A 19,644-nucleotide genomic window follows, 5' to 3' on the forward strand; every position below is an offset into this window, starting at 1 on the left:
GCCGCCCGGTGGCCGCCATGCTCGGGTGGTCGTGCACGGCGAGCAGCGTGTCGATGTCGTCGGGCCGCCCGCCGCGTACTCGTGGCCGGGGTCAGGCGACCCGGGCGGCCGACCTGCGCTGGCGGGCCCAGAGGATCGGGCCGCTCATCAGGTAGACCAGGACCAGCAGGCCGAACGTGACCTCGGTGTTCCAGACCAGGCCGACCAGCGGCAGCAGGAACAGCGTCGGCGGCAGCTTGATGACCTTGGCGAGCTTCGCGTACGGGAAGCTGGAGACCATCGCGATGGCCAGCAGCACCACCCCGAACACCAGGGCGCCCGGCGGCAGCGACTTGCCCAGCAGCACCGTCACGGCGAGCACGGTGGCCGCCATGGTGGTCGGCACGCCGCAGAAGAAGCGGCCGTCCTTCGGCGAGACGTTGAACCGGGCCAGCCGGATGGCCGCGCAGCAGGCGACCATGGCGCACGCCGCGATGAGCACCGGCGTGGCGACGGCTCCCTGCAGGAACGAGAACACCACCACCGGAGCGGCGATGCCGAACGACGTCATGTCGCCCAGCGAGTCCATCTGCACGCCGAACGGGCTGGCCACGCCGAACTTGCGGGCGAGGGCGCCGTCGAGGCCGTCGAAGGTGATGCAGGCGAGCAGGCACAGGGCGCCGTAGAGCGGAGGCTGGCCGGTGACCGCGAGGAAGATCGCGGTCATGCCGAGCAGCAGGCTGCTCAGCGTGCAGGCCTGCACCAGGCCGAACTTGATGCGGCGGTCGAGCGTGCGCTCGCCGGGCAGCAGCGGGATCGTGGTCGGGGTCGCCTGCTCCACCGGCTCGGCCGTGGCGGCCTGTTCGATGGCGCGCAGTTCGACCGGGTCAAGGCCAGGCAGCGCGGGGCTCGTCGCGACGGGGTGGTCGGCCTTGCGTAGGCGACCCACCGGCACCAGCAGCATCTGCCGGGCGATGGAGCCACCGGCGCGCAGGCGGCCGGTCCACTGCCGGCCCGCGGGTCGCGGGCTGTCCGTCAAGCGACGCCGACGCCATAAGGCTCTCGGCACGTGTCGTCCCTCCATACCGGTTCGGTTCCTTTCCGCCGCCTCAGCGGACCGACCGGCTTTTGCGGCCTACACCATCGCACACGCGTGTGCGCCTTGGCGATACCCGGCGCTTGGTCTTCAAGCGCCGGCCTGCTGATGGGGGCAAATCGGCCGCCAGTACGCAGAAGCGTCCCGGGGGCTGTTTGGTCCGTCAGGAGGCCAGTCTACCCGACGGAGAAAATCAGGAAATATGTCGCATTTCTCGATGCGCGGAGTCGGTGAGGGGAATACCGGCCAGCTCAGCCGGGCTGAACCAGCGCGCTTGCGCGGTGGACCCGCCGGCCGCCTCGGTGACCGAGGGCACGGTGGGCTCGGGCACCCGCACCCGGAACACGGCCCGCACCACGTACCAGTCGTAGGGCTCGCCCTCCGGCCCCATGGCGGCGGGGTTGTGGTTCGAGTTCACCCGCAGCAGCTCGGTGACCTCGCCGGACTGCGCGGACTCCTCGTAGATCTCGCGCAGCAGGCCGACCGCCGGGGTCTCGCCGAAGTCGGTGCCGCCGCCGGGCAGGTGCCACTTGCCCGCGCCCGGATAGCCCTGCGCGATCAGCGACAACAGCACCCGGCCGGCCGGGTCGGTCACCACGCCGTACGCCCCGAAGCGGGCGACCTTGCGCGCGCCGTTCAGGTCGCGGCCGTTCGGGCCGACCTCGCCGGCCTCGTCGGGAGTCTCCGGCCGCCGGCTGCTCGCCCGGCCGGTGGTGTCGAGGCCGAGCGTGCGCGCGGCGAACGGGATGAGCTCCAGCGAGGCCAGCCGCTCCGGCTCGATCCACTGCGGCAGGTCGGAGGTGCCGTCGGCCTCGACCGTCAGCTCGCCGCCGGTGACGGTCATGTCGTAGATGATCCGGTCGTGGTGCAGCAGCACGTCCCGCCACGGGAACTCGACCAGGTCGGCGGTGACCTCGCGCAGGCCCGCGATCTCGGCGGTCAGCCCGGTCTCCTCCCGGAACTCCCGCACCACGGCCGCCGCCGGGTCCTCGCCGTGCTCCAGGCCGCCACCGGGCAGGAACCACACCCCCGGGAAGTTCGACCTGGCCGACGAGCGGACCAGCAGCAGCCGGCCCTGCTCGTCGTGCGCGATGCCGTAGGCCCCGATTCTCCGCCGCTTCTCCACGACGACAGGTTATCGGCCGCCCGCGACATGATCAGTCCAGCGAGGCCGCCCGGAGCGCCTCGTAGGTGACCTCGGTGACGTCGTCGGGCCCGAGCCCGACCAGCTCGTCGCGGGTGACCCAGCGCGCCTCGGCGGTGGAGCCGCCCAGGTCGTACACCTTCGGCTGGGTGGCCCGGTCGACGCGGACCCGGTAGAAGGCCCGCACCCCGTGCCAGTCGATCGGGTAGCCCTCCGGACCCAGCGAGGCCGGGTCGCGGTGGCTGGCGACGCCGAGCAGCTCGCCGAGCCGGCCGCGCTGGCCGGTCTCCTCGACCAGCTCCCGGATCAGCGCGACGCCGGGCTGCTCGCCGTAGTCGGTGCCGCCGCCGGGCAGGTGCCACTTGCCGGCGCCGGGGTAGTTGTCCGCGATCCGGGTCAGCAGGACCCGCTGCCGCCGGTCGGTGACCACCGCGTACGCCGCGAAGCGCTGCGCGCGGTGCAGCCCGTCCGGGCCGGGTGCGGCGAAGAAGGACGGGAAGTCCGGCACCTCGTCGGGCAGCAGGTCGATCGCCGCCTCGGTGATGCCGAGCGCGCCCGCGGTGAACGGCCGCAGCGGCAGCAGCGCCGCCGCCTCGGGGGTGAACCAGTCCACCAGGTCGGTGGGCTGGTCGACGCGCTCCCGCAGCGCGCCGCCGCGGACCCGGGCCGCGTAGATGACCCGGTCGGTGTGGATCGTGACGCCGCGGTGCGGCAGCGCACGCATGTCGGCCAGGACGTCGCGCAGCCCGGTCACGGCCACGCTCAACCCGGTCTCTGCGGCGGTCTCCCTGACGACGGTGTCATTGGGATGCTCGCCGTGGTCCACTGCCCCGCCGGGCAGGGACCACACGCCCGGCGTACCGGACTGCGCCGAAGCTCGGACCAGGAGAACCTGGCCGGCTTCATTGGTGATGACGGCGTATGCGGCGATCCGCCGCAACGGCTCCAGCGCGGTGGTCACGAGAAACCATTCTCCCCCGCCGAGAAGATCCCGACAAGATGTCCGATTTTACGATCATGTTTCCACTGGTATGAGATGTTTTGTACCGGCCGTTCGACCTACCCCAGAAGTGATCAAAGGCCCCACCCGACAAGGGTGAGGCCTCGATCATGGAATATCGGGATTCACTCCCATTCAATGGTGCCCGGCGGCTTGCTGGTGACGTCCAGCGTGACCCGGTTGACCTCACGGACCTCGTTGGTGATCCGGGTCGAGATCCGGGCGATCAGGTCGTAGGGCAGGCGCGACCAGTCGGCCGTCATGGCGTCCTCGCTGGAGACCGGGCGCAGCACCACCGGGTGGCCGTAGGTGCGGCCGTCGCCCTGCACGCCGACCGAGCGCACGTCGGCCAGCAGCACTACGGGGAACTGCCAGACGTCGCGGTCCAGGCCGGACGCGGTGAGCTCCTGGCGGGCGATCAGGTCGGCAGCGCGCAGGATCTCCAGGTTGTGCTGGTTGACCTCGCCGATGATGCGGATGGCCAGGCCGGGCCCGGGGAACGGGTGCCGCCACACCATCTCCGGGGGCAGGCCCAGGCTCACGCCCAGCGCCCGCACCTCGTCCTTGAACAGCGTGCGCAGCGGCTCGACCAGGTCGAACTTGAGGTCGTCGGGCAGCCCGCCCACGTTGTGGTGGCTCTTGATGTTCGCGGTGCCGGTGCCGCCGCCGGACTCCACCACGTCCGGGTAGAGGGTGCCCTGGACCAGGAAGCGCACGTCGCCGGCGGTGGCGATCTCGCGGGCCGCCGCCTCGAAGACCCGGATGAACTCCCGCCCGATGATCTTGCGCTTGGCCTCCGGGTCGGTGACCCCGGCCAGCGCGTCCAGGAACCGGTCGGCCGCGTCGACCACCTTCAGCTTGATGCCGGTGGCGGCGACGTAGTCGCGCTCGACCTGCTCCGCCTCGCCCGCGCGCAGCAGGCCGTGGTCGACGAAGACGCAGGTCAGCTGGTCGCCGACGGCCTTGTGCACCAGCGCCGCGGCCACCGCCGAGTCGACGCCGCCGGACAGGCCGCAGATCACCTCGGCGTCGCCGACCTGGGCGCGGATCGCGGCCACCTGGTCGTCGATGATGTTGCCCATGGTCCAGGCCGGCTCGATGCCCGCCACCTCGTGCAGGAACCGCTCCAGCAGGCGCTGCCCGTACGGCGTGTGCGCCACCTCGGGGTGGAACTGCACCCCGGCGAAGCCCCGGCTGACGTCCTCGAACGCGGCGACCGGCGCGCCCGCCGAGGCGGCGGTGACGGTGAACCCGGCCGGGGCGGCGCTCACGCAGTCGCCGTGGCTCATCCACACGTCCTGCCGCGCGGGCAGGCCCGCGAAGAGCACGCCCGCGTCGGGCTGGGCGTCGACCACGGTGCCGCCGAACTCGCGCAGGCCGGTGTGGCTGACCGTGCCGCCCAGCGCGGCGGCCATCGCCTGGAAGCCGTAGCAGATGCCGAACACCGGCACGCCCGCGTCGAACAGCGAGGCGTCGACCTGCGGCGCGCCCGGCTCGTACACGCTGGACGGGCCGCCGGACAGGATGATCGCAGCCGGGTTCTTGCGCATCATCTCCTCGACCGGCATGGAGTGCGGCACGATCTCGGAGTAGACCCGCGCCTCCCGCACCCGACGGGCGATGAGCTGGGCGTACTGGGCACCGTAGTCAACCACCAGGACGGGGCGAGGCGTCGTCATGACCTCAATCTTAGGGTGCGACGCAGGTCACCCCACGTAGTGCACCCCGTCCGGGTACGGGTACGGGTTGGCCTTGCAGCCCTGCAGCGACTTGGTCTGCTGCTGCATCACCGGCGCGGGCTTGCCCCGGCCGGGACAGTTGACGTGGCCGTGCCCGAGGAAGTGACCGAACTCATGGTTGATGACCATGTTGCGGTACACGTCCATGTCGGTGAAGCCGTCCGCGCCGTTGGTCCAGCGGCGCAGGTTGATCACCACGTTGCTGCCCGCCCGGCAGGAGAAGATGCCGTTGGTGATCAGCCCGACCTGGCCGCACAGCCGGTCCACGGTGTCCGGCGTGGCGAGCTTGATGGAGACGTTGGCCGACTCGCCCGGCCCGACCCGCTGCAGCCGCCACTTCTTCGAGGCGATCCAGCTGCGGTCGTCGGAGAGGATCTCGTCCACCTTGGCCGCGAACTCGTCCGTGTCGAACGCGGTGATCCCCTTCTCCACCTGGACCTGGTAGCGGCGCAGGGAGCCCGCGCTGCCCACGATGGGCGTGCCGCCCGCCGCGGTGCGGAAGGTGCCCTCGCCGCGCTCCAGTACCGGCGCGTTCTTCGTCGGCTTCGGCTTCGCCGACGGGGAGGCCGACGGCGACGCCGAGGGTGCAGCCTCCGCACTCGGCACCGCCTGCGGCGACGCGGCCTGCTGGAACTCCGGCTGCGGCGCGCTGCTGCCACACCCGGCCAGCACGAGCACGAGCGCCACCGTCGTGACGCGAATCCTCCCCATGGCGATCACCCTATGCGGCAGCGCTCGCGAAGGGGAGTGACTCCCGGCCGATCATCGCGGCGCGATCGGCCGGTACGGCTGGCCGAGCGGCGGCCGCCGGTCCGGCTCCCCCTTGGCGGGCCAGGCCGCGAAGGCCCGCTCGGCCTGCGCGGTGATGGTCAGCGACGGGTTCACGCCGAGGTTCGCGCTGACCGCGGCCCCGTCGGCGACGTGCAGCCCCGGGTGCCCGAACACGCGCTGGTACGCGTCGACGACGCCGCTGCCCGCGTCGGCGCCGATCACGGCCCCGCCGAGGATGTGCGCGGTGAGCGGGATGTCCAGCACCTCGGTGAGCGCGCCGCCGGGCAGCCCGCCCAGCTCCTCGGCGAGCAGCCGCGCCGCCTGGTTGCCGGCCGGGATCCAGGTCGGGTTGGCCGCGCCGTGGCCCTGGGTGGCACGCAGCCCGCGCCCGCGCAGCCGCACCGTGAGCGAGTTGTCCACCGACTGCATGACCAGCGCGATGATGGTGCGGTTGGACCAGTCGCGCACGGACATCGCCCGCAGGTACGCGAACGGCCACCGGAACATGGCCCGCGCCCAGCGCCCAGCCCGCCCCGGCCCGCCGTCGGTGAGCGCGGACTGCAGCAGGCCCATCGCGTTCGAGCCCCGGCCGTAGCGCACCGGCTCGATGTGGGTGTGCTCGTCCGGGTGGAACGAGCTGGTGATGGCCACGCCCTCGGTGAACCGCAGCCCCTGCCGTTTCGCCGCGCCGCGCGGCACGGTCGCGCCCACCAGCGACTCGGAGTTGGTCCGGGTCAGCGCCCCGACCCGGTCGGACAGGCGCGGCAGGTGGCCCGCGGCCTTCATCCGGTGCAGCAGCCGCTGCGTGCCCAGCGCGCCCGCGGCGAACACCACCTGGCCCGCCTCGATGACCCCGTGGCCGGGGGCCCGGCGCCGCCGCGCGAGCCGGGCCCCCGTCCGCACCAGCTCGACCCGGTAGCCGCCCCCCTCGAGCGGCTTCACCGCGGTCACCGTCGACATCGGGAAGACCTGCGCACCCGCCTGCTCGGCCAGCCATAGGTAGTTCTTGACCAGGGTGTTCTTGGCGTTGTGCCGGCAGCCGGTCATGCACTCGCCGCAGTGCGTGCAGCCGGCGCGGTCCGGTCCCCGCCCGCCGAAATACGGGTCGGGCACGCTGGCACCCGGCATGCCCAGGAAGACGCCGACGGGCGTGGGGTGGTACGTGTCGCCGACGCCCATCCGCTCGGCGACCTTGCGCATCACCTCGTCGGCGGTGGTGGTGCGGTCGTAGACGGTGACCCCGAGCATGCGCTCGGCGGTGTCGTAGTGCGGCGCCAGCTCGGCCTTCCAGTCGGCGATGCCGCGCCACTGCGGGTCGGCGTAGAACGGGTCCAGCGGGCGGTAGAGCGTGTTGGCGTACACCAGCGAGCCGCCGCCGACGCCCGCGCCGGACAGCACGAGCACGCTCGCGCCCGACTTCTCGCCCCGGTCGGCGCGCAGCAGCGTGAGCCGCTGGATGCCGTAGCAGCCCAGCGCCGGGGCCCACAGGAAGCGGCGCACCCGCCAGCTGGTCTTCGGGAAGTCCTGGTCGGCGAACCGGCGCCCCGCTTCGAGCACCGCCACCGAGTAGCCCTTCTCGGCCAGCCGCAGCGCCGCCACGCTCCCGCCGAACCCGGAGCCGATCACCACCACGTCGAAGCGCATGGCGGCATTATTACCGCCCGGTTAACTTCGCGGAAGCCCTCGCTCCGACCTCGTCCTATCGGTGAAGATCGCTGTTTGGTGTCACGACACGCGGTCCGACCGCACTTCCTGACACGAGGGCGCGATCTTCGCGGGCAGACGCCGCGACCGGCCCGACCGCGCCGAGCCGCTCACTGCGCGGGGCGGCCCACCTCGAACAGCCACTTCTGGAACAGGGTGTCGAGCTGCTGCCCGCTGACCCGCTCGGCGTGCGCGATGAACTCGTCGGTGGTGGCGTTGCCGTCGCGCTGCTCGGCGGCCCAGGTCTTCAGGATCTCGAAGAACTTCTCGTCGCCGACCTGCTTGCGCAGTGCGTGCAGGGTCATCCCGCCGCGCTCGTACACGCTGCCGGAGAAGATGTTGTCGGCGCCGGGCGCGCCGGGCGCGATGTCCCAGATCCGGCTGCCCGGGTCCTCGTAGCGGGAGTCGAACTCCTCCTGCACGGTGGACACGCCGAGCTTCTCGCCCCACAGCCACTGCGCGTACGTCGCGAAGCCCTCGTTGAGCCAGATGTGCTGCCAGGCGTCGACCGACACGCTGTCGCCGAACCACTGGTGGGCCAGCTCGTGCGCGACGACGATGGTGTTCGCGCCGCGGCTCCAGAACGCGTCGGAGTAGACCGGCCGGGTCTGCGTCTCCAGCGCGTAGCGCACCCGCTCGTCGTCGATCACGATGCCGCCGTACGCGTCGAACGGGTACGGCCCGAAGTACCGCTCCAGGAAGTCGACGATCTCGGTGGTGCTCGCCATCGCCTCGTCGATCTTGCCCTTGGGCAGCGTCTCGGCGACCGCGGTGAGCACCGGCTTGCCCTTGTGCGTGCCCTCCACCACCCGGTAGTCGCCGATCACGAACGTCGCCAGGTACGGCGCCATCGGCGAGGTGACCCGCCACTTCCAGCTGGTCCAGCCGTCCTTGGTGGACTTGCCGTCGAGCAGGCCGTTGCTGATCGCCTCCAGGTCGCCCGGCACGGTCAGCTCGATGCTGTAGAGCGCCTTGTCCCGCGGGTGGTCGTTGACCGGGAACCAGGTGGTCGCCGACTCCGGCTCGCCGAGCGTGAACGCCCCGTCGTGGGTGGTCAGGAAGCCGGTGACGCCCAGGTCCGGCGCGGTGATCGCCTTGGGCACGCCGCCGTACGACACCACGGTGACGAACTGCTTCCCGCTCGCCACCGGGGCGGCCGGGGTGATGACCAGCTCGTCGCCGTCGCGGGCGGAGGTGGCCGCCGCCCCGTCGACGGTGACCTTGTCGACGGTGAGCCCGTGCAGGTCCAGGTGGAACTTCGCGAGGTCGGTCTTGGCGGTCGCGGTGACCGTGGCGACGCCGGTCAGCCGGTCGGTCGCCGGCTCATATCTGATCTTCAGGTCGTACGTGGCGACGTCGTAGCCGCCGTTGCCGTAGGTCGGGAAGTACGGATCGCCCGCTCCGGCCAGGTCCACCGGCACCGGGACCGGCGCGGGGAAGCCCTCCGCCCCGGTGAACAGCGGCCTGCTCGGCCCGCCGCAGCCGGCCGCCAGGGCCGCCGACACCGCAGCCGCCACGATCCACGCACGCCTCGCCATGGGCCCCTCCCGCCGTAGATCCTCCACCCTAGCCGTCACCGCATACCGCAGTGCCGACTCGCCCCGCCCCCTCCATGACCAAGGCTCCGGTCGCGCCGTCCCAGCGGCGTGATCGGAGCCTTGATCGGCAGACGAGGGGCTCAGCGGTCGAGCATCAGGCCGACCTTCTGGAACTCCTTCAGGTCGCGGTAGCCGCACTTGGCCATGGCCCGCTTGAGGCCGCCGAACAGGTTCAGCAGGCCGTCGGGGTCGGTGGCCGGGCCGAACAGCAGCTGCTCCAGCGAGCCCAGCGGCTCGGGGGTCAGCCCGATCGAGCCGCGCGGCAGCTTCGGGTGGCTGGCCGACGGGTGCCACCACAGGCCGTTGCCCGGCATGCCCTCGGCCAGCGACAGCGGCGCGCCGAGCATGACCGCGTCGGCGCCGCAGCCCAGCGCCTTGGCGATGTCACCGGAGGTGTGCAGGTCGCCGTCGGCGATGAGGTGCACGTACCGGCCGCCGGTCTCGTCCAGGTAGTCCCGGCGCGCCGCGGCCGCGTCGGCGATCGCGGTGGCCATCGGCACCCGGATGCCGAGCACGGTGTCCGTGGTGGTCAGGTGGTCCGCGCCGATGCCGACGATGACGCCGGCCGCGCCGGTGCGCATCAGGTGCAGCGCCGTCTGGTAGTTCGTGCAGCCGCCGACGATGACCGGCAGGTCCAGGTCGGCGATGAACTCCTTGAGGTTCAGCGGCTCGTCCACCGTGGAGACGTGCTCGGCGGAGACGATGGTGCCCTGGATGACGAGCAGGTCCACCCCGGAGTCCAGGATGACCGGCGCGAGCGCCAGCGTGTGCTGCGGCGACACCCGCACCGCGACGGTGACGTTGCCGCCGCCGTCCGACGCCATGGCGCGCATCTCGCGCACCCGCTCGGCGATCAGCTCCGGCTTGATCTGCTCGGCCGCGTAGAGCTGCTGCAGCCGGGCGGTCAGGTTCTCCTCGTCGCCCGCCTCGGCCAGCGCCTCGAGCTGCTTGCGGGGGTCCTCGTAACGCGTCCACAGGCCCTCGACGTTGAGGACGCCCAGCCCGCCCAGCCGGCCCAGGGCCACCGCGGTGGCCGGGCTCATCGTGGCGTCGGACGGATGGGCCACGCACGGGATGCCGAACTTGTACGCGTCCAGCTGCCAGTTCGTCGAGACGTCGTCCACATCGCGGGTACGGCGGCTCGGCACGATCGCGATGTCATCCAGGTGGTAGCCGCGCTGCGCGGTCTTCCCCTGGCCGATCTCGACGATGTCACGCACGGTTGGTCCTCTCCGAGGTCTGCTTCAGCACCGGCTGACGCTACCGCGAGTGGTAGTTGGGCGCTTCCACGGTCATCTGGATGTCGTGGGGGTGGGACTCCTTGAGACCCGCCGCCGTGATGCGGATCAGCTGACCGTGCTCGCGCAGCTGCGCGATGTCCGCCGCGCCGCAGTAGAACTGGGCCTGCCGCAGGCCGCCGACGAGCTGGTGCGCGACCGTGGCCAGGGTGCCGCGGTAGGGCACCTGGCCCTCGACGCCCTCGGGGATCAGCTTGTCGGCCTGGGTGACGTCGGCCTGGAAGTAGCGGTCCTTGGAGTAGGACTGGGCGGCCGGGCCGCGGGCCAGCATCGCGCCGAGCGAGCCCATGCCGCGGTACGCCTTGAACTGCTTGCCGTTCATGAAGACCAGGTCGCCGGGCGACTCCTCGCAGCCGGCCAGCAGCTGGCCGAGCATCACGGTCTCCGCGCCGGCCACGATCGCCTTGGCGATGTCGCCGGAGTACTGGATGCCGCCGTCGCCGATCACGGGCACACCGGCGGGAGTGCAGGCCCGGGCCGCCTCCATGATCGCGGTGATCTGCGGCACGCCCACGCCCGCCACGATCCGGGTGGTGCAGATGGCGCCCGGCCCGACGCCCACCTTCACGCCGTCGGCGCCCGCCTCGACCAGCGCCTTCGCCGCCGCGTACGTGGCGACGTTGCCGCCGACGATGTCGGCCTCGGTCTCCTTCTTCAGCCGCGCGACCAGCTCCGGCACGGCCCGGTTGTGGCCGTGCGCGGTGTCCACCATGATCACGTCGACGCCCGCGTCGACCAGCGCCCGCGCCCGCTTGTAGCCGTCCTCGCCCACGCCCACCGCGGCGGCGACCCGCAGCCGGCCCGCGGCGTCCTTGGTCGCCAGCGGGAACTGCTCGGTCTTCACGAAGTCCTTGACGGTGATCAGGCCGCGCAGCCGGCCCGCGTCGTCGACCAGCGGCAGCTTCTCCACCTTGTTGCTGCGCAGCAGCGCCAGCGCCTGCTCCTTGGACGCCCCGACCGGCGCGGTGACCAGCGGCATCGGGGTCATCACGTCGCGCACCCGGACCGACATGTCGCTGACGAAGCGCATGTCGCGGTTGGTCACGATGCCGACCAGCGTGCCGTCCGCGTTCGTCACCGGCAGGCCGGAGATGCGGTAGCGGGCGCAGGTCGCATCGACGTCGCGCAGCGTGTCGTCGGGCGAGCAGGTCACCGGGTTGGTGATCATGCCGGACTCGGACCGCTTCACCAGGTCGACCTGGGCCGCCTGGTCCTCGATCGAGAGGTTGCGGTGCAGCACGCCGATGCCGCCCTGGCGCGCCATCGCGATCGCCATCCGGGCCTCGGTGACGGTGTCCATGGCGCTGGACACCAGCGGGATCTGCAGCGTGACGTTGCGGGTCAGCCGGGTCTGGGTGGTCACCTGGCTGGGGATCAGGTCGGATTCACCGGGCACCAGCAGGACATCGTCGAAGGTGAGGCCGAGTGGGATCTCGCGGGCGGCGTCCATTTTTGTCCCCCTGGGTCCGGAGCGCGGGCATGTGGGCGTGATCGGGCTCGAATGAATGTTACCCAGCGTGCAGGTTCCGCCCGAACTCGCCCGACCGCGTGATGCGCCGGTCACTCGGGTGATCCGCGTCGCGGCCCGGCGCCGAAGGGCTCTTCGTCGTCGGCCACGGCCCGGCGGCCGCCTGACACGGCCCCGCCGGCCCGATCCGCCCGGTGCCGGTCCATCGCGAGCTGTCGCTGCCCGTCCATCGCGATCTGTCGCTGACGCGCGGGAGGGGGGCTCATGCCCCCGCTGCCGCGCCGAGAGGACTAACGTGAAGGGGTGCAGCACGACGAGCCCATTGACCCCTTCCACGGGGACCCGACCGACCCCACGGCGGGCCTTTCGGACCCCGAGGGCGACACGTATGGCGAGCTCTCCACCCAGGAGCGCGCCGACCTGCTCGCCGACCTCGCCGAGCTCGAGGTCTACCAGGTGCTGCTCTCCCCCAAGGGCATCCGCGGCCTGGTCGTGGACTGCGAGGACTGCCGGGAGCCGCACTACTTCGACTGGGACCTGCTGCGGGGCAACCTGCGCCACCTGCTCGACTCCGGCCGGCCGCGGGTGCACGAGCCCGCCTACGACCCCGACCCGGACCACTACGTCACCTGGGAGTACGCGCGCGGTTACGCCGACGCCGTGGACGACATGGTCGAGGAGTAAGCCCCCTTTTCACGCGCAAAGCTCCGCCCATGCTGTTCGCACAGCATGGGCGGAGCTTTTGATCATGGTACGTCGGCGCTAGAAGACCAGGCCCGCGCGGAACCCGGCGGCCACCGCGTGGGCGCGGTCGCGCGCACCGAGCTTGCGGAACAACCGCCGCGCATGGGTCTTCACGGTGTCCTCGGAGACGAACAGGTCCCGGCCGATCTCGGCGTTGCTCTGCCCGTCGGCCATCCCCCGCAGCACCTGCAGCTCGCGCTCGGTGAGCGTGACCGAGCGGGCGGGACGCACCGGGGGCGCGCCCTCCCCGGCCAGGTCGCCGCGCTGGGCGGGCACGACCGCGGCGGGCAGCCCACCGGACGAGCGGCCGGTGTACGGCACGGACATCCCCGGACCGGCCGGCGGCATCGGCCGCCCCGGACCCGCGGGCGCCCGGGACGCTCCGGCCATCACCCCGGCCACCGCCGGTCGGGCGGCGTCGGCGGTCCGCGCGGCGGGCCGGCTGACCAGCAGCAGCGCCTTGGCGGCGGTGCTGACCGGATCCGGCTCGGTGCCGCCGATGAGCCCTCTGGCCCCGGCGCGGATGGCCGCCTGCGCCGTCGCCGGCTCCTCCGGCCCGAACAGCACCAGGAGCGCATGCGGCACCGCGGCCATCACCTTCCGGGTGAATCCGACCGTGTCCGGTCGGGTCAGCGTGGTGTCGGCGAGCACTATCCCGGCCGGGAACGCGGCCAGCTGCGTGATGGCCTCAGCGGCGCTGGTCGCGGTACGTACGCCCGCGGCCACCCCCAGCCGCTCGGCACACGAGGCGATGGTCGCGGCCGCCGCGGCGGTGCGGACGCAAACGAGGACGGTCTGCACGGTGATCCCCCTCTCTCCTGCGAAGAAGACCACGAGACAGCCAGATCATTACGCACTTTCCGGGGATTCCGTCGAAAACTCAGTCCAGCTCTACCTGATCATCCACTGGATGGCGACAAGTGGACGTACATGGCGTAACGTGCTGACGTTGTCCTAAATCTCTTCGCTTGACCCCAAGCCTCCCATCCCCTAGGAGGTCACATGGCTCACTTCCGCAGACTTCCCGGTCCGATAGCCGACGTTTGGGACTGGCAGCACCACGGCGCGTGCAAAGGCCGTGACAGCCTGCAGTTTTTCCACCCTGATGGTGAAAGAGGCTCATCTAGAGGCCGCCGCGAGAGCGCGGCGAAGCAGGTGTGCGGGCGCTGCCCGGTCCGGGCCGAATGCGCCGCGCATGCCCTCACCACCCGCGAGCCGTACGGCGTATGGGGCGGCTTCACCGAGCACGAGCGGCACCGCCTCCTGCAGATCGGCTGGCGCGACGTCGCCGACCGCCACGGCGACCGCGTGGACGTGCACCGGCTCGAATCCCGCCTGTCGGCCGTCAGCGCACCTGCACGCTGATCGTGTGCCACCCCGTCGCCCCGTCCGGCACGGGGTCCTGACGCGTCTCCGTCTGCACCTGACCGGTGGTGTCGGCGGCGCGCACCGCCAGGGTGTGCGAGCCGGGCGTGGCGTCCCAGCGGAAGGTCCACTGCCGCCAGGTGTCCGGTGACACCGTCCCGGCCAGGTCGGCGGGCTGCCAGGGGCCGTCGTCGACCCGCACCTCCACCGCGGTGATCCCGCGGTGCTGCGCCCAGGCCACCCCGGCGACCACGACCTCGCCGGGGCTGACCGCGCCGCCGTCGCGCGGCACGTCGATCCGGGACTCAGTCTTGATCGGGCCCTGCGCCGACCAGCCCCGGCGCACCCAGTACGCGTCGAAGTCGGCGAACGAGGTCAGCTCCAGCTCGGTCACCCACTTGGTGGCGCTGACGTAGCCGTACAGCCCCGGCACCACCATGCGCACCGGGAAGCCGTGCTCGACCGGCAGCGGCTGCCCGTTCATCGCCACCGCCAGCATCGCGTCGCGCCCGTCGCGCAGCGCGGCGGTCGGCGTGCCGCAGTTCCACCCGTCCACCGACCGGCTGACCACCTGGTCCGCGCCGTCCAGCGGCCCGACCTCGTCCAGCAGGTCCTTCAGCGGCACGCCGAGCCACTTCGCGTTGCCGATGAGGTCCCCGCCCACCTCGTTCGACACGCAGGCCAGCGTCACGTACCGCTCGATCATGGGGCGGGCCAGCAGCTGGTCGAACGTCAACGTCAGCGGCCGGGCCACCCGCCCGTGGATGCGCAGCCGCCAGGTCTCCGGGTCCACCTGCGGCACCACCAGCGCGGTGTCGATGCGATAGAACACATCGTCCGGCGTCACGTACGGCGACAGCCCGTTGACCGGCGGGTCCACGGTCGCGGGCAGCGCGGGCGCGGGGTTGCCCGGCGCGGGCAGCTTGATCGCCTCGCGTGCCTGCTGCACCCCCTGCCGGGCGGCCAGCGCCCGCCCCAGCAGCCCGGCGACCAGCGCCCCGCCGAACCCGGCCACGCTCCACCGCAGGAACCGCCGCCGACCCGCGTCCCGCACCGCCCGGCTCTCGCCGGAGGCGGCGATCGCCCCGGCGGCGCCTTCCGCCTGCGCGGCCGAGCGCAGCAGCACGTGCAGCACGCCGACGGCGGCGGCCGCGCCGAGCAGCGAGGGCAGCACGGCGGTCGGGCCCGCGTTCGGGCGGGTGACCGCGGCCGCCGCGCCGATCAGGCCGAACAGCGCGATCCCGGCGACGCCCCAGCGGAAGTCCCGGCGCGCGGCCAACCCCACCAGCGCCGCGAACACGGCGAGCAGCAGGCTGGTGCCGACCAGCAGGGCGACCTTGTCGTACACGCCGAAGACGCTGATCGCGAACGCCTTGACCGGCTCCGGGACCGCGTCGACGACCGCGCCGCCGACCGCGATCAGCGGCGCGCTGCGCGGACCCGTCCATACCGCGACCAGCTCACCCAGGCCCACCGCCACCGCAGCGGCGGCGAGCCCCGCCAGCACCGCACGTCTCCGACTCACCACGATTGCCAGTCTGCGCCCGCACCCGCCGCAGGGCCATGCCTCGACGCCTTACCGATCTCTTACCCTCTGCGGCAGTCGACATCTACCTTCTGCGGGAGTCGACAACTTCTGGGTTGTCCCGACAGCCCAGAAGTTGTCGGCTGCGAATCGGTACCCGGCACGGCCGAGACACTCGGAGCACCGGTGCGCTCAGCTCAGCGGGATGTCGACGGCGATGTTCGGCGGCGCGTCGAAGCTGCCGTGGATCACGCTGAACGACAGCCGCACCTCGGTGATCTCGGATCCGAGGACGCCGTCGAAGACGATGGTCCCGGTCGCCTCGCCGTCGGCCGGGACGGTCTCCGGCCAGTCGCCCGCGGCCGGGTCCGGCTGCAGCGTACGGCCGGGCGCGGTGAGCTGGGCACGGCCGAACACCGGCAGCGTCAGCGCGTCGCCGCCGCTGTTCACCGCCTGGATCTTCACCTTGGTGGCCTGGCTGGTGACCTCGACGCTCAGCACGGTGATCGTCAGCGGCCCGCCGGTCGCGGAGGCCTCCTGTGCGAGCCGCTCCGCGCCCTGCTCCGCGCCCTTCTTGACCCACGGCGGCGTGGCGAACTCCTCCAGCTTCTGCACCGCCGCCTGCACCGCGCTCGTGGCCAGCCAGCCGCCGCCCGCGCACAGCCCGAGCAGCAGCACCGCGGTCAGCACCAGCCCGGCCGCGCCACGCCGCGGCGGAGCCGCCCCGGGTCCCGCCGTCCCGGTGCCGTACCCCGTCCCGGCGACGCCGCCCTGGCCGTACGCCGGAACCTGGGCGCGGCCCTGGACGCCCGCGGGCACGCCCGCGTGCGGCACCGAGGCGCCCGGTTTGGCGGAGTTGCTCTTCGCCAGGTCGATCGCGCCCAGCAGGAGCGCCACGACCAGGCCCACGACGCCGGAGATGACCAGCGCCTTCGTCCGGCTCACCTCGGCCGCGGTCAGGTAGTCGGTCAGGCCCGTGCCCAGCGTCGCGACGAGGTAGGCCAGCCCCACGAAGCCGAAGTACCGCATGAGCCCGCGACCGGTCATGGCTGGGACCTTATCGACGACCGCGCATGCCACCAACGACGGAAAGACGACAGCGGGCCCCGGCCGGAGCCGGGACCCGCTGCGTGGTCAGACCGATCAGGCTCAGAAGCCCGGACCGTGCTGGTGGCCGTGGCCGTGGCCGTGCGAGTGGCCGTGGCCGCCGCCGTTCGGCTCGGCCTTGGCCGGCTTCTCCACCACCAGGGACTCGGTGGTGAGCAGCAGGCCGGCGATCGACGCGGCGTTGATGGCCGCGTTGCGGGTCACCTTCACCGGGTCCACGATGCCGGACTTCGCCAGGTCGACGAACTCGCCCTTGGCCGCGTCGAGGCCGTGGCCCCAGTCGCTGGCCGCGACCTTCTGCACGATGACGTAGCCGTCGTGGCCGGCGTTCTGCGCGATCCAGCGCAGCGGCTCGACCAGCGCCTTGCGCACGATCGAGACACCGACCTTCTCGTCGCCGGTCAGGCCCAGGTCGTCGTCGAGCACGCTCGCGATCTGGGTGAGCGCCGCGCCGCCGCCGGGCACGATGCCCTCCTCGACCGCTGCGCGGGTGGCCGCGATGGCGTCCTCGATGCGGTGCTTGCGCTCCTTCATCTCGACCTCGGTCGCGGCGCCGACCTTGATGACGGCGATGCCGCCGGACAGCTTGGCCAGGCGCTCGCCCAGCTTCTCCTTGTCCCAGTCGGAGTCCGAGGCCTCGATCTCCTTGCGGATCTGGCCCACCCGGGCGTCGACCTCGGCCTGCGAGCCGGTGCCGTCCACGATCGTGGTGGTGTCCTTGGTGATCACGGCGCGGCGCGCCTGGCCCAGGGACTCCAGGCCGACCGAGTCGAGCTTGTAGCCCAGCTCGGGCGCGATCAGCTCGCCGCCGGTGAGCACGGCCAGGTCCTGCAGCATCGCCTTGCGGCGGTCGCCGAAGCCCGGCGCCTTCACCGCGGCGACCTTGACGGTCTTGCGGATCGAGTTCACCACGAGGGTGCTCAGCGCCTGGCCGTCCACGTCCTCGGCCACGATCAGCAGCGGCTTGCTGGTCTGGAGCACCTTCTCCAGCAGCGGCAGCAGCTCCTCGATCGAGGAGATCTTGCTGGTGGTGATGAGGATGTACGGGTCGTCCAGCACGGCCTCGCCCGACTCGGGGTCGGTGACGAAGTGCGGCGAGATGAAGCCCTTGTCGAACTGCATACCCTCGGTGATGTCGAGCTCGGTGGTCATCGTCGAGCCCTCTTCGACGGTGATGACACCGTCGCGGCCGACCTTGTCCATCGCCTCGGCGATCAGCTCACCGATGGTCGGGTCCTGCGCCGAGATCGTCGCGACCTGCGCGATGTCGGACTTGTCGGCGACCGGGGTGGCCTTGGCCAGCAGCGCGTCGCTGATCTTGGTGACCGCCGCGTCGATACCGCGCTTGATCCCGGCGGGGTTGGTGCCCGCGGTCACGTTGCGCAGGCCCTCGCGGACCATCGCCTGGGCCAGCACGGTGGCGGTGGTGGTGCCGTCGCCGGCGACGTCGTTGGTCTTGGTCGCCACCTCCTTGACCAGCTGCGCGCCCAGGTTCTCGTACGGGCTGGACAGCTCGATCTCCTTGGCGATGGTGACACCGTCGTTGGTGATCGTGGGCGCGCCGAACTTCTTGTCGAGCACCACGTTGCGGCCCTTCGGGCCCAGCGTGACCTTGACCGCGTCGGCGAGCGCGTTGACACCGTGCTCCAGCAGGTGCCGGGCGTCGTCGGAGAAGCTAAGGATCTTAGGCATCAATCGTCTCCCTTAAACGTCACGATGCCCCGGCGCACCCGTGAGGGCGTGCCGGGGCATCGCACAGATCACTTCTCGACGACCGCGAGGACGTCGCGGGCGGAGAGCAGCAGGTACTCCTCGCCGGCGTACTTGACCTCGGTGCCGCCGTACTTCGAGTAGATGACCTTGTCACCCACCTTGACGTCGACCGGGATGCGGTTGCCCTTGTCGTCGACGCGGCCGGGGCCCACCGCCAGGACGGTGCCCTCCTGCGGCTTCTCCTTGGCGGTGTCGGGAATCACGAGGCCCGACGCGGTGGTGGTCTCAGCCTCGTTCGCCTGGACCAGGATCCGGTCCTCGAGCGGCTTGATCGCAACCTTCGTCGCGGTAGTCACGAGCATACCCTCCTGGGGTATAGCCCCGGGTCCCGCGGCACGAGACCCAGGTGTTGTCTTCTGGTCGAGTAGGCCGCCCGGTGCGGCGCCGTCGTCGCGGGTGTCGGCGTCGCCGGGCGGTCATGCGTTAGCACTCAGCATGGCAGGGTGCTAACTCGAACATTATGCCGCAGCTAGCACTCAGTCAAGGAGAGTGCCAACCGCCACTCGGTGAATTATCCGATTCTGTGACACGGGGAGGGGCGCTGCCAGAATGGGGCGGTGGATCTCGACCAGCTGGCGCTGCTGCGTACCCCTGATGGCATCGCGGCGCTGGAGCTGGCCGCGGAGCTGGCCGGCGGGGACGAGCTCGCCGCCGCCTCGGCGCTGCGGGCGAAGGGCTTCCCGCCGGGCCTGGCCGCCGCCGCGCTGACTCAGGTCACCCTGCGCGCCCGCGCGGGCGGCAAGTTCGGCGCCGACGCCGGGCGTGTCTTCCTCACCCGGGCCGGGCTGGAGCAGGCCACCCGCGAGATCGTCGCGGTACGCCGCGCCGCCCGGCTGCGCGCGGCCGGGGTGACCGCGCTGGCCGATCTGGGCTGCGGGCTCGGCTCCGACCTGCGCGCCGTCGCCGCCGCCGGGATCCGGGCGTACGGCGTCGACGCCGACCCGGTGACCGCCGCCTGCGCCGCGCTCAACGTGCCCGAGGCCACGGTGACCTGCGGCGACGCGCGCGACTTCGACCTGAGCCGGGTCGACACGGTGTTCTGCGACCCGGCCCGGCGCAGCGGCGGGCGGCGTGTGTTCCGGCCCGAGGACTACTCCCCGCCCTGGGACTGGGTGACCGCGCTGCCCGGCCGGGTGCCGCACACCGTGCTCAAGCTCGCGCCCGGCATCGACCAGGCGCTGCTGCCGCCCGGCGCGGAGCTGGAGCTGGTCTCCGTCGACGGCGACGTGGTCGAGGCCGCCGCCTGGTGCGGGCCGCTGGCGCAGGCGCCGCGGCGGGCCACGGTGTTCCGCGACGGCGTGCCGCACGAGCTCACCGGCACGGGCGAGCAGAC

Annotated in this window: 17 protein-coding genes; 3 read left to right on the forward strand and 14 right to left on the reverse strand. The window is 72.1% G+C overall.

What is annotated here, in order from left to right:
* Positions 1 to 91 precede the first annotated feature (91 nt).
* From AB0J67_RS30965 to guaB, 9 genes are all read right to left on the reverse strand, one after another.
* A complete protein-coding gene (locus AB0J67_RS30965) occupies positions 92 to 973 on the reverse strand; it encodes a CDP-alcohol phosphatidyltransferase family protein (RefSeq protein ID WP_363487498.1) in 882 nt (293 codons plus the stop codon).
* Positions 974 to 1,268: 295 nt separating this feature from the next.
* A complete protein-coding gene (locus tag AB0J67_RS30970) occupies positions 1,269 to 2,201 on the reverse strand; it encodes an NUDIX domain-containing protein (protein ID WP_363487468.1) in 933 nt (310 codons plus the stop codon).
* 31 nt (positions 2,202 to 2,232) lie between these two features.
* Positions 2,233 to 3,180 (reverse strand): NUDIX domain-containing protein, encoded by a 948-nt coding sequence (locus AB0J67_RS30975; RefSeq protein WP_363487470.1) that lies wholly within the window; start codon positions 3,178 to 3,180, stop codon positions 2,233 to 2,235.
* Between the two features lie 164 nt (positions 3,181 to 3,344).
* A complete protein-coding gene (gene guaA / locus AB0J67_RS30980) occupies positions 3,345 to 4,898 on the reverse strand; it encodes a glutamine-hydrolyzing GMP synthase (RefSeq protein WP_363487472.1) in 1,554 nt (517 codons plus the stop codon).
* Positions 4,899 to 4,925: 27 nt separating this feature from the next.
* Positions 4,926 to 5,669, reverse strand: a complete 744-nt coding sequence (locus tag AB0J67_RS30985; protein WP_363487474.1) for a DUF3152 domain-containing protein — start codon at positions 5,667 to 5,669, stop codon at positions 4,926 to 4,928.
* Positions 5,670 to 5,720: 51 nt separating this feature from the next.
* Positions 5,721 to 7,373 (reverse strand): GMC family oxidoreductase, encoded by a 1,653-nt coding sequence (locus AB0J67_RS30990; protein ID WP_363487476.1) that lies wholly within the window; start codon positions 7,371 to 7,373, stop codon positions 5,721 to 5,723.
* 170 nt (positions 7,374 to 7,543) lie between these two features.
* Complete coding sequence (locus AB0J67_RS30995; protein WP_363487478.1) at positions 7,544 to 8,971, reverse strand: M1 family metallopeptidase; 1,428 nt, start codon at positions 8,969 to 8,971, stop codon at positions 7,544 to 7,546.
* Between the two features lie 140 nt (positions 8,972 to 9,111).
* A complete protein-coding gene (locus AB0J67_RS31000) occupies positions 9,112 to 10,251 on the reverse strand; it encodes a GuaB3 family IMP dehydrogenase-related protein (protein WP_363487480.1) in 1,140 nt (379 codons plus the stop codon).
* A gap of 40 nt (positions 10,252 to 10,291) precedes the next feature.
* Positions 10,292 to 11,779, reverse strand: coding sequence for an IMP dehydrogenase (gene guaB, locus AB0J67_RS31005; protein ID WP_363487482.1), 1,488 nt, complete (start codon positions 11,777 to 11,779; stop codon positions 10,292 to 10,294).
* A 321-nt stretch (positions 11,780 to 12,100) separates the two neighbouring features.
* On the opposite strand from guaB, the gene AB0J67_RS31010 reads away from it, so the two are divergent.
* On the forward strand, positions 12,101 to 12,481 hold the full coding sequence (locus AB0J67_RS31010) for a DUF5319 domain-containing protein (RefSeq protein ID WP_203741558.1): 381 nt from the start codon (positions 12,101 to 12,103) through the stop codon (positions 12,479 to 12,481).
* A gap of 78 nt (positions 12,482 to 12,559) precedes the next feature.
* Here the strand turns inward: AB0J67_RS31010 and AB0J67_RS31015 are convergent, their stop codons facing one another.
* Complete coding sequence (locus AB0J67_RS31015) at positions 12,560 to 13,342, reverse strand: response regulator transcription factor (RefSeq protein WP_363487484.1); 783 nt, start codon at positions 13,340 to 13,342, stop codon at positions 12,560 to 12,562.
* 201 nt (positions 13,343 to 13,543) lie between these two features.
* On the opposite strand from AB0J67_RS31015, the gene AB0J67_RS31020 reads away from it, so the two are divergent.
* Positions 13,544 to 13,906 carry a WhiB family transcriptional regulator gene (locus AB0J67_RS31020; RefSeq protein ID WP_363487486.1) on the forward strand — a complete coding sequence of 121 codons (363 nt, stop codon included), beginning with the start codon at positions 13,544 to 13,546 and terminating at the stop codon, positions 13,904 to 13,906.
* On the opposite strand, the gene AB0J67_RS31025 is transcribed toward AB0J67_RS31020, so the two are convergent.
* From AB0J67_RS31025 to groES, 4 genes are all read right to left on the reverse strand, one after another.
* Positions 13,887 to 15,434, reverse strand: a complete 1,548-nt coding sequence (locus AB0J67_RS31025; RefSeq protein ID WP_363487488.1) for a molybdopterin-dependent oxidoreductase — start codon at positions 15,432 to 15,434, stop codon at positions 13,887 to 13,889. The two genes, AB0J67_RS31020 and AB0J67_RS31025, sit on opposite strands and share 20 nt — an antisense overlap.
* A gap of 189 nt (positions 15,435 to 15,623) precedes the next feature.
* A complete protein-coding gene (locus tag AB0J67_RS31030) occupies positions 15,624 to 16,478 on the reverse strand; it encodes a hypothetical protein (protein WP_363487491.1) in 855 nt (284 codons plus the stop codon).
* 102 nt (positions 16,479 to 16,580) lie between these two features.
* Positions 16,581 to 18,230 carry a chaperonin GroEL gene (gene groL / locus AB0J67_RS31035; RefSeq protein WP_363487494.1) on the reverse strand — a complete coding sequence of 550 codons (1,650 nt, stop codon included), beginning with the start codon at positions 18,228 to 18,230 and terminating at the stop codon, positions 16,581 to 16,583.
* Positions 18,231 to 18,298: 68 nt separating this feature from the next.
* Complete coding sequence (groES, locus tag AB0J67_RS31040; protein WP_203692166.1) at positions 18,299 to 18,613, reverse strand: co-chaperone GroES; 315 nt, start codon at positions 18,611 to 18,613, stop codon at positions 18,299 to 18,301.
* A 255-nt stretch (positions 18,614 to 18,868) separates the two neighbouring features.
* Here groES and AB0J67_RS31045 point away from each other — a divergent pair.
* Positions 18,869 to 19,644, forward strand: a 776-nt coding sequence (locus AB0J67_RS31045) for a methyltransferase domain-containing protein (protein ID WP_363487496.1), incomplete at its 3' end; no start/stop codon positions are given.

Origin of the sequence: Catellatospora sp. NPDC049609 (assembly GCF_040675365.1) — a bacterium.
GTDB lineage: Bacteria > Actinomycetota > Actinomycetes > Mycobacteriales > Micromonosporaceae > Catellatospora.